Source organism: Mesorhizobium sp. LSJC285A00, from assembly GCF_000503155.1.
In the GTDB taxonomy this organism is placed as follows: domain Bacteria; phylum Pseudomonadota; class Alphaproteobacteria; order Rhizobiales; family Rhizobiaceae; genus Mesorhizobium.
The window spans coordinates 54,507-67,628 of the sequence record NZ_AYVK01000026.1; the positions used below are offsets into that span (position 1 = coordinate 54,507).

The window sequence follows — 13,122 nt, forward strand, 5'->3', positions numbered from 1 at the left end:
ATAAGGGCAGCCGGATAGGAGGGTTCCCGCTTCTGGCTCAATCGCCGGCTGCCCGTCCTCCCTTGCCTTCATGCCGCATTTCGTCCAATAGAACGACGCAAACGCTGCGAAACCGAAGGTTTTGCCGTTTGGAAGTGCGGCTTCCGGCCTCGTTGCCGACGCGCCGCAATCGGAAAGAGCAGGACAATGTCTGCGATCGAAGCCGGCGCTCGTGCGCCGGAAAATCTTTGGCGTCAGGAAATCAGGGCGACGCTGGCGCTGGCCTGGCCGATGGTGCTGACCAATCTCGGCCAGACCGCGATGACCGCCACCGACGTCATGATGATGGGGCGTCTGGGCGCGGACACGCTGGCCAGCGGCGCGCTTGGCGCCAATCTCTATTTCATGCCGCTGATCTTCGGCCTCGGCCTGATGCTGGCGACCTCGCCGATGATCGCCACCGAGCTTGGCCGCCGGCGCTATTCGGTGCGCGATTTGCGCCGTACCGTGCGCCAGGGCCTGTGGCTGGCGATCCTGATCTCGATCCCGATCTGGATCGTGCTGTGGCATGGCGAGGCCATTCTGCTGGCCATGGGCCAGGAGCCGGCGCTCGCCCACCAGGCCGGCATCTATCTGCGCTGGCTGGAATGGGCGGTGCTGCCGTTCTACGGCTATATCGTGCTGCGTTCCTTCATCTCGGCGCTGGAGCGGCCAGGCTGGGCGTTGGTCATCGTTTTCGTCGCCGTCGCCTGCAACGCCTTTTTCAACTGGGTGTTCATGTTCGGCAATCTCGGCGTCACCTCGATGGGCATTGCCGGTTCGGGGCTGGCGACCACGCTGTCGAGCACGCTGATGTTCTGCGGCCTGGCAGCCGTGGTGATGCTGGAGAAGAAGTTCCGCCGCTACCGCCTGTTCGGCCGCTTTTGGCGCTCCGACTGGCCGCGTTTCAAGGGTCTGCTGCGGCTCGGCATGCCGATCGCCGGCATCCTCGCCTTCGAGGTGACGATCTTCAACGCGGCAGCCCTGCTGATGGGCCTGATCGATGCGGACTCGCTGGCCGCGCACGCCATCGCAATCCAGATCGCCTCGATCTCCTTCATGGTGCCGCTCGGCCTCAACCAGGCCGTCACCGTGCGCGTCGGGCTGGCCCATGGCGCAGGCAATCCGGCAGGCGTTTCGCGCGCCGGCTGGACCGCCTTCGTCATCGGCGTCTCGTCCATGGCGCTGATGGCGCTGGTGATGGTGCTGTGGCCGCATCTGTTGATCAGCGCCTTCATCGACATGACCGATCCGGCCAATGCCAGGGTGATCGCGCTGGCCGTGTCGTTCCTTGCCTTTGCGGCGCTGTTCCAGATCTTCGACGGCGCGCAGGCCGTTGCCGCCGGCATGCTGCGCGGCCTGCACGACACCAAGGTGCCGATGATCTATGCCGCCATCGGCTATTGGGGCATCGGCCTGCCGCTCGGCGTGCTGCTCGCCTTCCATTTCGGCCTGCACGGCGTCGGCATCTGGATCGGCCTGGCGTCAGGTCTGGCCGTGGTGGCGGTGCTGCTCCTCGCGCGCTGGCTGCGGCGCGACCGCATAGCACCGCCGCTTGTCTTTGGGCATTGACGGCGAACCAAGCGGTCCGCCAACTGCCCGAAGCAGTCACTGCAGAGCAGATGTCTGGTATCGCTTTGGGCCGAAAGCTGCCGGTCGGCTTGCGACGCGCAGGTTAAATAGCGGACCATGCGAAAACGCCCCTGGCAGAGTACTTCAACGGCGGAACTCCTGAAATTGCGTCAGTCGCAATCGAGGTCTTCCCATTGTTGGAAATGGAGACCAAGGTGGCCACATGGAGCACTTAAATACGCAAACATTTGTGCTCGTGTCGACATTGATCATGGTCGGCCAAAACCTCGATCACCCGGCATTCGCCGACTCTACCATGGCGGCAGCCTTCAACCATCAGCTCGAGCTCGGCCTGCAAGGCTTTCAGGCTGCGGATACGCTGCGCAACGTCGGCGAGCCGTGCTTGGGCAATGGCGTCAGCAGTTGCACAAGGCTGTAAAGGGTTATCCTGCAAATCAAGTAGAGTGCGGATCGCTTCGATATCGAAGCCCAGTTCGCGGGAATGGCGAATAAACGCTAACCGGCGCAAGTCGCCACCTTCATATTGACGGCGGTTGCCGTCACTTCGCGCTGGCGCGGCAAGCAACCCTATCTGCTCGTAATAGCGAATGGTCGGTACTTTCACGCCGCTTTGGCGGGCGGCTTCGCCAATGGTCACTCCATTCAGCATATTTCGCTTGCTCCTCTAGTCGCTAGAGGATGTAGCGTCGCAGTCAAACGATACAAGAGGAATGTTATGACCGCGCTTCAAGCACAAACCCGTTATCGCGTCGAAGGCATGGATTGTGCCGGTTGCGCCACCAAAATCGATAAGGCGGTACGTCGCATCCCTGGCGTCGAAGATGTCAGCGTGTCCGTCACCGCCGGCACCATGACGGTCAGGCACACGCCCGAGAGTGACCTCGCCGAACTTGAAAAGAAGGTGACTGGCCTCGGCTACACGGTTGCCGAACTCAAGGTAAAGGGAAAGGTCGGGCTGGACGGGGCAGAGCACCATCACAATGACCACGACGATGCGGGCGACTACCATGCGGGCCATGCTCACGCCAGCCACGATCAGGTCAGCGAAAGTCAAGATGACCGCGAGGAGGGAATAGAGGGCCTTCACGGGCACGACCGCGCGCCAACCTCGGGGCCGTGGTGGAAGAGTCCCAAGGGTCGCCTGACGATCGCCAGCGGCGCCGCGCTGGTCCTTGCGTTTGCCATTCACTATGTGTGGCCGGCGTCCGGGGTGTGGGTCTTTATCGCGGCCATGCTGGTTGGCCTGGTGCCTATCGCCAAACGGGCCGTCATGGCCGCCGTCGCAGGCATTCCCTTCACCATCGAAATGCTCATGACCATAGCGGCCGTCGGTGCGGTCATTATCGGCGCCGGCCAGGAAGCTGCCACTGTGGTCTTCCTGTTCCTTGTCGGTGAGCTTCTCGAGGGCGTTGCCGCCGGAAAGGCGCGCTCGAGCATTCAAGCGCTGACCACGCTGGTCCCGAAAACGGCCTTCATTGAAAAGGGCGGCAAGACGCGCGAGGTGCCGGCCGAAAGCCTTGAAGTAGGCGCCATGATCATGGTGCGGCCGGGTGACCGGATTCCCGCCGATGGCGAGATCACCGAGGGTGAGAGCGCGATCGACGAATCCCCGGTGTCAGGCGAGAGCGTGCCGGTGCGCAAATGCGTCGGCGACAAGGTTTTCGCCGGCACCATCAATGGCGACGCTGTTTTGCGCATCAAGGTCACCGCCGTTGCCTCCGATAACACCATCGCGCGCGTCGTCAAGCTGGTCGAGGAAGCCCAGGAGAGCAAGGCGCCAACTGAGCGGTTCGTCGACCGCTTCTCGCGCTGGTACACGCCTGCTGTGGTCGGCGTGGCCGCGATGGTGGCCGTGGTTCCACCTCTCGTTTTCGGCGGCAACTGGAACGAATGGATCTACAAAGGCCTCGCCCTGTTGCTCATCGGCTGCCCCTGTGCCCTGGTCATCTCGGTCCCGGCGGCAATCGCCGCGTCGCTCTCGGCTGGCGCCAAGCGCGGCCTACTGATGAAGGGCGGGGCGGTCCTCGAGGTTCTCGGCAAGGTCACCGCCGTGGCGCTTGACAAGACCGGCACGCTCACGCTCGGCAAGCCCCAGGTCACCGACGTGGTTTCTTTCGGAAAATCGGAGGCCGAAGTGCTGCGTCTTGCTGCCGCCTTGGAGACCGGCTCAAGCCATCCGCTTGCCATCGCCATCCTCGCAAAGGCGTCTGCAGACAAGGTTCAGGCTCCGGCCGTGTCCAAAGCGCAGGCTCTAGGTGGCAAGGGGGTCAAGGCGAACGTGGAAGGCACCGAAGTTTTCCTTGCATCGCCACAGGCGGCCGAGGATACGGCGAAGCTCACTGAGGTTCAAAAGTCTCAAATCGCCGCGCTCAATGACGAAGGCAAAACCGTTTCGGTCGTCCTCGTCGACAACAAGGTGGCGGGCGCCATTGCAATGCGTGATGAACCGCGCCCGGACGCTTTCGCTGGTCTCAAGGCGCTGACGGATTCCGGCATTAAGACCATCATGCTGACGGGCGACAACAAGCGGACAGCTGCCGCGATCGGCAAGCAACTCGGCATCGAGGTCCGCGCCGCGCTACTGCCAGAAGACAAGCAGCGTATTGTCGGAGAGCTGAAGGGAGAGGGCCTCATTGTGGCCAAGGTCGGCGATGGCATTAATGACGCGCCAGCCCTTGCGGCCGCCGATGTTGGTATTGCGATGGGCGGCGGCACTGACGTGGCTCTCGAAACCGCTGATGCAGCGGTGCTGCATGGCCGTGTCGGCGACGTTGCCGCGATGATTGCGCTGTCGAAGGCGACCATGGCCAACATCAAACAGAACATAACCATGGCCCTCGGCCTCAAGGCCGTCTTCCTCGTGACCACGGTCTTGGGAATCACCGGCCTGTGGCCGGCGATCATGGCCGATACCGGCGCGACCGTGCTGGTGACGGCCAATGCCATGCGCCTCCTGCGTTGGAAAGGGGCAGCATGACGGCGGTGCCGCACCATGTGCTAGACTTGCGAAATGGCTGGTGCACACCGGCTTCGCCGCACCAGCCATATCGCTGAAGATCAAGCAGGCCTGGGCCGGGACGGCCCGTACAGGCGACGCGATCGAGGGGTGCTGTTACAAATGATTGCGCTCAGCTCCCGTCCGACGACATCGCGCCGAGCAGCCGGCGTATATCGCCGAACCTGGCGATCGAGCCGAACACCAGTGCCGCCACCGCCACGAAGAACACCGAGACCGAAGCCATGGTCGGCGTGTAGCCGTAGCGCAGCGCGTTGAAGATCTTGATGGGCAGCGTCTCGGTGGTGAAGCCGATCGTCATGTAGGCGACGATGTATTCGTTGAGCGACAAGACGAAGGCGAAGGCGTAGCCCGAGACGAGGTAGGGCAGGATCAGCGGCAGCACCACGGTCTTCAGCACCGTGCGGTCGTCGGCGCCCATGGTGGCGGCGGCCTCTACCAGCGAGCGGTCGATCGAGGCAAAGCCCAGCGACAGCGTCACCAGCGGCAGCGTCACGAAGAAGATGGCGTGGCTGATGATGGCGGTGAAGAACTGGCCGAACAGCCCGACCGTCGCCCAGAAGGAGAGGAAGCCGAGCGCGGTGATGACCGGCGGCAGGATGAAGGGGGCAAGCCCCAGCACCTGAAAGATGTTTGCCCAGGGCGCGATGCGCCGCCACAGGAACCAGGCCAGCGGCAGCGCCACCGCAACAGCGATCGCCGCCGAACAGACGGCCAGCGTCACCGAATGGATCAGCGCCAGCCGCCATTCCGGATCGGTGAAGATCTGGGCGTACCAGGCGAGCGAGAAACCGACCGGCGGGAAGGAGAGCTCCTGCCGCGAATTCACCGACACGCCGGCGACGACGATCAGCGGCGCCGCCAGGAACAGCGCGACGATGGTGAAATAGACACGGCGCAGCAAGGTCGCGGTCATAAGGCGTTCTCCCTTCGTCCGACGAGCAGTGTCAATCCGACCAGCGCCAGCGAGATCAGCACCAGGAACACCGCCATTGCGGCCGCGAACGGCATGTTGGACTGGTAGATCGCCTGGTCGGTGATCAACACCGACAGCGTCCAGTGCTGCGGCCGTCCCAGAATCTGCGGTAGCAGATAGGAGCCGAGCGCAAAGACGAAAACCATGATCAGCGTCGCCACGATGGTGTTTCTGAGCGCAGGCGCGACGACGTTGAAGAAGGCGCGGATCGGCGAGGCGCCGAGCGTGCGCGCTGCCTCGAGCAATGTCGGGTCGAGGCGCACGAGGGCGGGGTACAGCACCAGGATCGTATAGGGCAGCGCCTGGTAGACCATGCCGGTCAGCACCGCGCCAAAGGTGGGCAGCAGCGCCACCGGCTTGTCCATCAGCCCGATCGCCACGAACAAATTGGTGATGCCGGCGGTGCGCGAAAACAGCGTCGACCAGGCAAAGCCGATAATGACTTCCGACAGCGACAGCACCGACAGGAGGCCGACCAGCCACAGCGTCTGCACGCGGCGCGGCCGACGGGTCAAAAGGTAGGTGAAGGGGAAGGCGATGGCGACGCAGCAGACGGCGACCAGCACCGCCAGCAGCAGCGAAAAGCCGAGCACGCCGCCGAAGAACACCGACAGGAAGCGGGCGTAATTGTCGAACACGAAATCCGGCGTGTAGAAACCAGACGGGTTGCGCTTGAAGAAGCTGACCGCGATCATCGTCGAGAACGGCACGACGAAGAAGACGACCAGCATCAGCGCCGGAAAGAACAGCGGCGTGTAGTCGGCTATCGACTTCGGGGCTTCGCGTCTCATGCGCCGAGCACCACGCAGCTTGCCGGCGGCAATGTTACGCCGACCTTGGCGCCGACCGGCACGTCATGCCGCTCGCGCGGCGTCGTCACCGCAATGATGCTGGTGCCGCCGACGTCGACGAAGGTCTCGATGGTGCCGCCGAGATCGCGCACGAAACTCACCTCGCCGGTGATGGCCGAGCCGCCGGGGCTGCCGAGATGCACATCCTCCGGGCGAACCGAAACAGACGCTTTGGTCTGACCCGCCGGCATGGCAAGGCCCGGAATGGCTGTGCCCAGAATGGTGGTGCGCCCGGTGCTGTCGATCTCGGCCGGCAGCAGATTGGTGATGCCGATGAAGTCGGCGACGAAGGCGTCGGCCGGCTTGCGGTAGATCTCGATGGGCGGCGCCGCCTGCAGGATCCTGCCGTGGCCCATGACGACGACCAGGTCGGCCATGGTCATGGCTTCGCGCTGGTCGTGGGTGACGACGATGGTGGTGATGCCCAACCGCTGCTGCAGCTGCCGCAGTTCCACCTGCATGGCCTCGCGCAGTTTGGCGTCGAGCGCCGACAGCGGCTCGTCGAGCAGGAACAGCTTTGGTGACAGCGCCAGTGCCCGGGCGATCGCCACGCGCTGGCGCTGGCCGCCCGACAGTTTGGCCACCGGGCGGTCGGCAAAGCCGGTCAGATGGATCAGGCCCAGCAACTCGTCGACGCGTTTCTTCTGCTCCTCCTTCGAGGCGCCGCGAATGCGCAGCGCATAGGCGATGTTGTCGCCGACAGAGAGATGCGGAAACAGCGCCAGCGACTGGAACACCATGCCGAGATTGCGCTTGTGCGTCGGCAAAGGCGTGATGTCCTCGCCGTCGAGCACGATGGCGCCGCTGGTCGGCTCCTCCAGCCCGGCGATCATGCGCAGCAGCGTGGTCTTGCCGCAGCCCGATGGGCCGAGCAGACACACGAACGTGCCATGCGGCACGTTGAGCTGGACATTGTCGACGGCGGCGAAGTTGCCGAATTTTTTGGTGACGGCGTTGATATCTAGTCCGGACATGCTCATCCCTCTCAGGCTGTGCGCTGGAGCAATTCCAGGAAATGGCCGCCGGAGGAAATCCGGCGGCCGATCAGTTTTCAAGCGGAACGGGCGGCTCAGCCGACGATCAGCTCGGTCCACTTCTGGTTGATCCAGTCGGCCTTCGACGTATAGAGGTCATAGCGCGGGATGATCGGATCGATATCCGACGACACCGCGGCGAACTCTTCCGGCTTGAGGTCGAGCACCTCTTTCTTCAGCGTAGGCGTGGTGCCGACCTTGCGCGACATCAGACCCTGCATCGACGGCTGGCTCATATAGTCGATGAATGCATGCGCCTCGTCGACCTTGGTCGAGGCGCGCGACAGCACCCAATTGCCGGAATCCTGGATGCCGCCTTCCTTCGGGAAGGTCGAGCGGACATGGAAGCCGTCGGCGACCGCGAGGCCGGTGACGTCGTGATAATACTGGCCCATCGGGATCTCGCCCGACTTCAGCGCCTGCTCGAACTGCGCCTCGTCGCGATACCACAGCCGGACATTCGGCTTGAGCTCGGCGAGCTTTTCGAACGCCTTGTTCAGTCCGTCCTCGGTGTCGAGCGCATTGGTGCCGCCCATGAAGGTCTTGGCTGTCACTTCGAGCAGGAACGAGTTCGAGGCAAGTGCCAGAAGGCCAAGCTTGTCCTCATTGGCCTTGTCCCACAGAGTCTCCCATGAGGTCGGCGCATCCTTGTAGACATCGGTGTTGGAGACCAGCGTGATCCACCAGGCGACGGCGCCGATGCCGGCGACCCGGCCATCCGGATATTTGTTGACGAAGCGCGGCAACAAATCGTTGTAGTGCTTGAACTTCGACGTATCGAGCGGCGTCCACAATTCGGTCGACTGGCCCTTCAGCGTCGAGGTCTGCGACATCATCGAAAGGTCGGCCGGCGCCTGGCCGGCCTTGGACGCCTGTTCGAGCTGCACCAGCCAGGCTTCGCCGGTCGGCTCGGCGACCGATTCCACTGCAATGCCGGTGGCCTTGGTGAAATCTGGGAAGACGTGCTCGTCGAAGGATTTCTTGAAATAGCCGCCATAGACGCCGACCTTCAGCGACTTGTCCTGCGCGCGCAGGATCGACGGCATGGCGAGCACGCCGGCTGTAGCGAGGCCCGCACCAAGCACGCCGCGCCGTGTCAGGGATTTTCCAATCAGTCTGTTCATCTGGTTTCTCCTCAGTTGATGCCGTTCTATTCCGGCAGGTTCCCTTCACGCACTGTCGCCGCCTGGCGTCAGTGGGCCGCCGCTCGTTGTTCGAGCGTACGGGCGTATTGCGTCAGTGGAAAGCACATGACGAAGAAGATCAGCGCCACCAGCCCGTAGACCTTGAACGGTTCGAAGGTGGCGTTGTTGATGGCGTTGGAGGTTCTGACCAGCTCCTCGAAGCCGATGATCGAGGTCAGCGCCGTCGATTTGATCAACTGCACCAGGAAGCCGACGATCGGCGCCCTTGTGATCGAGAACGCCTGCGGCAGGATGATCAGCCTGAGCTCCTGCAGACGGTGCAGCCCAAGGCTGGCGCCAGCGTCCCACTGCCCGCGCGGCAGCGCATCGACGCCGCTGCGCCAGATCTCGGCCAGATAGGCGCTGGCGAAGAAGGTCAGGCCGAGCACCGCTGCCGTCCATGGCTCGATGCGCAGGCCGAGCATCGGCAGGCCGAAGAACATCAGGAACAGCTGCATCAACAGCGGCGTTCCCTGGAACAGGGCGATGTAGCCGGAAGCGATGCGCCGGCTCCATTTATTTTCGGCGATGCGGAAGAACAGCACGATCAGCCCTACCACCGCCCCGCCGACAAAGGCCGCCAGCGACAACAGCACCGTCCAGCGGGCGGCGAGCAGCAGATTGCGAACGATGTCCCAGAAGGTGAATTCGATCATGTGACACCTGCCCCCAATACGCGGCGCCCGCCTGTGACCAGCAGCCGGCGCAAGGCCATGGACAGGACGAGGTAGACCAGGGTCACGACGAAATAGGTTTCGAAGGAGCGGAAGGTGCGGGCTTGCAGCATGTCGGCCTCATAGGTCAGCTCACGCACGGCGATCTGCGACACCACGGCCGATTCCAGCATCATGATGACGATCTGGCTGGTCAGCGCCGGGTAGATCACCTTGAGCGCCTGCGGCAGCACGATCTTGATGAAGACCTGGCGCGGTCTCAAGCCCAGTGCAAGCGCTGCTTCCGTTTGTCCGCCGGGCACGGCATCGAGACCGGCGCCGACGATTTCAATGGTGTAGGCTGCCATGTTGAGCGTCATTGCCAGCATGGCGGCCAGGATCGGATCGAGCCTTATGCCGAGGCTGGGCAGGCCGAAGAAGATGAAGAACAGCTGCACCAGGAACGGCGTGTTGCGCATCACCTCGACATAGACCGCGATGGCGCGCTTCACGAATACCGGGCCGTTGCGCCGGCCGGCAGCGCCCAGGATGCTGAGCAGCGTGCCCACGAGCGTGGTCACGACGATCAACAGGATCGTCGTGGCCGCGCCGCGCGCGATGTCGCCCACAGCGCCTGGGAGCCAGGCAAAGGCCACGAGAACTCAATCCTTGAGGTTGTCGGGATTGAGCGGCGTCTTCAGCCAGGCCTTCGAGCTCTCATCGAGCTTGCCGTCGGCCAGCATCTTGGCAACCGCATCATTGACCGCCGTCTTCAGCCGGTCCTCTTTCTTGTTGAGGCCGATATGCGAAGGCGAGGTCAAAAGCTGGAACTTCTGCTCCGGCTTCAGCGCGTCCTGCTTGGCCAGCACCTGCGCGCCGACATCATTGCCGACCACCATCAGCTGGGTCTGGCCGGAGATGAAGGCCTGGATGACGGAATTGTAGTTGTCGAAGCGCTTGATGTCGGCCGATGACGGCGCCGCTTCGGTCAACGACGTATCCTCGAGCGTGCCGCGATTGACGGCGATCGACTTGTCGGCGAGATCTTCCTTGCCTTTGATCGAAAGCGCTGCCGGACCGATGACGGCGATGTAGTAGGGCGCATAGGCGGCGGCGAAATCGATCACCTCCTCGCGCTCCTTGGAATAGCCGACGCTCATCAGGATATCGACGCGCTTGTCGGTGAGATACGGGATGCGGTTCTGGCCGGTGACGCTGACCAGATTGAGCTTCACCTTGAGTGAATCGGCGATCGCCTGCGCGACGTCGACGTCGTAACCCTTGATGCTCATATCGGCGCTGGCCGAGGAGAAGGGCGGAAAGTCGGAGAAGATGCCGACATTGATGGCGCCGGCCTTGGTGATGTCGTCGACGGCATCGGCATGGGCCTGGGAGGCGAAGCCGAGGCCGGCGAGCATCAGCGCGGCGGCGATGGTTGATTTCATTTGGATTGTCATTGGTATTCCCCTTCTGGAAGCTTGTTTGTTTTGGAAACGGCCGCCGGCTCCAGCGCGGCGGCCGCCTTTGCGTGTGAAATCCGTCAGGCCCCCTTGCCGGTGATCGCCGGGCTGAACACCATCAGGCTCAGGATCTCGAACAGGACCTGGGCGCCGACATGGGCGGTGTTGGTGGTCGCGTCATATTGCGGCGCCACCTCGACGACGTCGCCGCCGATGATGTTGAGGCCTTTCAAGCCGCGCAGCAGTTCGAGCACCTCGCGCGTCGTCAGGCCGCCGATTTCCGGCGTGCCGGTGCCTGGCGCGAAGGCCGGATCGACACTGTCGACGTCGAAGGAAATGTAGGTCGGGCCGTCGCCGACTATTCTGCGCGCCTTCTCGATGATGGCCGGAATGCCGAGACCCGTCACCTCTTCGGCATGCACGACCGTCATGCCGGATTCATAGGTGAACTCCCACAGGTACTCCGCCGAGCCGCGGATGCCGATCTGGATGGTGCGGGTGGGGTCGAGCACGCCGTCCAGCACCGCGTTGCGGAACGGTCCGCCATGATGGAACTTGGTCATGTCGAACAGCCCGCTTGTGTCGCAATGGGCGTCGATGTGGATCATGCCGACCGGCGCCTTTTTGCCGACCGCCTTCAGGATCGGATGGCTGATCGAGTGGTCGCCTCCGACCGAGAGCGGCAGCACGCCGGCATCGACGATCTGGTTGGTGCGGCGCTCGATGTCTTCGTGGCTGACCTCCAGCCGGTAGCGGCTGCGGAACGGCGTATCGCCGATGTCGGCGACGCGCAGCTCATGCGTCGGCGCGCATTCCAGCACATGATTGTAAGGGCCGATGCGCTCGATGGCGCGCAGCGCCCTTGGCCCGAAGCGCGAGCCGGGCCGGTTGGTGACGCCGAGATCCATCGGCACGCCGATGATCGCCACCTGCAAATCGCCGAAATCGGGATTGTCGGCTGCGATTTCACGGTAGGGCGCGGCGAGGAAGGTCGGGATGCCGGCATAGGGCGCGAGTCGGGTGCCGCTCTTGGAGAAGATCTTGTCGGCGACCTTGCGGAACTTCGGGTCGAACATCTCGCCGCCATGGCTCTCGCCATACTTGCGGCGCAAGGCTTCCAGCTTGCCTCTGTCATAACCCATGTCGGTCTCCTCCTGCGGGCTGATGCATGCGGCCGTGGCGACATCTGCGAACTGACCATCATCCGGCCGGGTCGCTGTCCCGCTGGCTGCCTGTAGATTTCACGTCATTGATGCTGTTGACCTGCCAAAGTGTCCGGCAGCCGCATTGAAAAATCAATTGATATTGTTACGGTGCTGATTGTGAGAAAATCTCACAGAGTATCCGGTTGCTCATGGCCAAGCGTCTGCCCCCCTTGAATCCCTTGCGCGCCTTCGAGGCGACGGCGCGGCATGCCTCGCTGACCAAGGCGGCGAGTGAGCTCAACGTCACCCACGGCGCAATCAGCCACCAGATCAAGGCGCTCGAGCAATCACTCGGCGTAAAACTGTTCGAACGCACCGGACAGCGGGTAAAGCTCACCCCGCACGGCGCCGAATTGCTGCCGGCGGTCTCGACCGCCTTCGACGGCATCGCCGCCGCCACCCAGCGCATGACCAGGCCAGCCAGCGCCGGTACGCTGTCGGTCTCCTGCGTGCCGGCGCTGCTGCTTCTATGGATGACGCCGCGGCTCGGCAGCTTCATGGCGCAATACCCCGACATCAGGCTGACGCTGATCCCGTCCAACGACCCCAAGGACATCCGCGCCCCACAGGTCGATGTCTGCGTGCTCTATGGCGACGGCAGCTGGACCGATTGCTGGATGCGCAAATGGTCGGGCCTCGAACTGTTCCCGGTGGTCAGTCCGACGCTGATCAACAACCGGCCGCTCCGCATCTGCCGGGATCTTGCTGGCCATGTCATCCTGCATGGCGATGATGGCCGCGAATGGCACACCTGGCTGGCCGCCGCCGATGGGCTCGACCTCGAACGTGGCCGCCGCCACCATCTCGGCGACGCCCGTACGGCGATCGAAGCCGCGGTGCACGGACATGGCGTGGCGCTCGGTGATTCCGTCACCGCCAGCATGCTGCTCGCCAGGGGCCTGCTGGTGGCGCCGTTCAGCCTGTCGGTGCCGGCAGTCGACGATTTCTACGTCGTCTGCCGCAACGAGATGCGTTCGGCGCCGATCGTGCAATTGTTCGTCGACTGGCTGTTTGCCGAAAAGGAACAGGCCGACAGCCGGGCCGACGCGCCGGTGGCCGGCCGCATCGGCAGCCGCCGGAAGCGTCCGGCGCTGCGGGTGGTGGGCGCCAAGAGTTGAGGCTGGACCGGAGC

Annotated in this window: 12 protein-coding genes; 3 read left to right on the forward strand and 9 right to left on the reverse strand. The window is 63.5% G+C overall.

Annotated elements, in window-relative coordinates:
* Positions 1–186 precede the first annotated feature (186 nt).
* A complete protein-coding gene (locus X726_RS148720; RefSeq protein ID WP_023671269.1) occupies positions 187–1,590 on the forward strand; it encodes an MATE family efflux transporter in 1,404 nt (467 codons plus the stop codon).
* Positions 1,591–1,822: 232 nt separating this feature from the next.
* Here X726_RS148720 and X726_RS1000000169295 read toward each other — a convergent pair whose 3' ends face one another.
* Positions 1,823–2,257 (reverse strand): helix-turn-helix domain-containing protein, encoded by a 435-nt coding sequence (locus tag X726_RS1000000169295; RefSeq protein ID WP_155921645.1) that lies wholly within the window; start codon positions 2,255–2,257, stop codon positions 1,823–1,825.
* 69 nt (positions 2,258–2,326) lie between these two features.
* Between X726_RS1000000169295 and X726_RS148715 the strand changes: the two genes are divergently transcribed.
* Positions 2,327–4,588, forward strand: a complete 2,262-nt coding sequence (locus X726_RS148715; protein WP_023671271.1) for a heavy metal translocating P-type ATPase — start codon at positions 2,327–2,329, stop codon at positions 4,586–4,588.
* 151 nt (positions 4,589–4,739) lie between these two features.
* Here X726_RS148715 and X726_RS148710 read toward each other — a convergent pair whose 3' ends face one another.
* The 8 genes from X726_RS148710 to speB form a co-directional block, all read right to left on the reverse strand.
* On the reverse strand, positions 4,740–5,543 hold the full coding sequence (locus X726_RS148710) for an ABC transporter permease (RefSeq protein ID WP_023671272.1): 804 nt from the start codon (positions 5,541–5,543) through the stop codon (positions 4,740–4,742).
* On the reverse strand, positions 5,540–6,394 hold the full coding sequence (locus X726_RS148705) for an ABC transporter permease (RefSeq protein ID WP_023671273.1): 855 nt from the start codon (positions 6,392–6,394) through the stop codon (positions 5,540–5,542). Before X726_RS148705 ends, X726_RS148710 begins: the two co-directional genes overlap by 4 nt.
* Positions 6,391–7,428 (reverse strand): ABC transporter ATP-binding protein, encoded by a 1,038-nt coding sequence (locus X726_RS148700; RefSeq protein ID WP_023671274.1) that lies wholly within the window; start codon positions 7,426–7,428, stop codon positions 6,391–6,393. Before X726_RS148700 ends, X726_RS148705 begins: the two co-directional genes overlap by 4 nt.
* Before the next feature lie 95 nt (positions 7,429–7,523).
* Positions 7,524–8,603 (reverse strand): extracellular solute-binding protein, encoded by a 1,080-nt coding sequence (locus X726_RS148695; RefSeq protein ID WP_031193903.1) that lies wholly within the window; start codon positions 8,601–8,603, stop codon positions 7,524–7,526.
* A gap of 77 nt (positions 8,604–8,680) precedes the next feature.
* Positions 8,681–9,328: an amino acid ABC transporter permease gene (locus tag X726_RS148690; protein WP_023671276.1), complete on the reverse strand. Its 648-nt coding sequence runs from the start codon at positions 9,326–9,328 to the stop codon at positions 8,681–8,683.
* Positions 9,325–9,981, reverse strand: coding sequence for an amino acid ABC transporter permease (locus X726_RS148685; RefSeq protein ID WP_023671277.1), 657 nt, complete (start codon positions 9,979–9,981; stop codon positions 9,325–9,327). Before X726_RS148685 ends, X726_RS148690 begins: the two co-directional genes overlap by 4 nt.
* 6 nt (positions 9,982–9,987) lie before the next feature.
* Positions 9,988–10,782, reverse strand: coding sequence for a transporter substrate-binding domain-containing protein (locus tag X726_RS148680; protein WP_023671278.1), 795 nt, complete (start codon positions 10,780–10,782; stop codon positions 9,988–9,990).
* Positions 10,783–10,865: 83 nt separating this feature from the next.
* Positions 10,866–11,927 (reverse strand): agmatinase, encoded by a 1,062-nt coding sequence (speB, locus tag X726_RS148675; protein ID WP_023671279.1) that lies wholly within the window; start codon positions 11,925–11,927, stop codon positions 10,866–10,868.
* Between the two features lie 212 nt (positions 11,928–12,139).
* On the opposite strand from speB, the gene gcvA reads away from it, so the two are divergent.
* Positions 12,140–13,108 carry a transcriptional regulator GcvA gene (gene gcvA / locus X726_RS148670; protein ID WP_023671280.1) on the forward strand — a complete coding sequence of 323 codons (969 nt, stop codon included), beginning with the start codon at positions 12,140–12,142 and terminating at the stop codon, positions 13,106–13,108.
* Positions 13,109–13,122 lie beyond the last annotated feature (14 nt).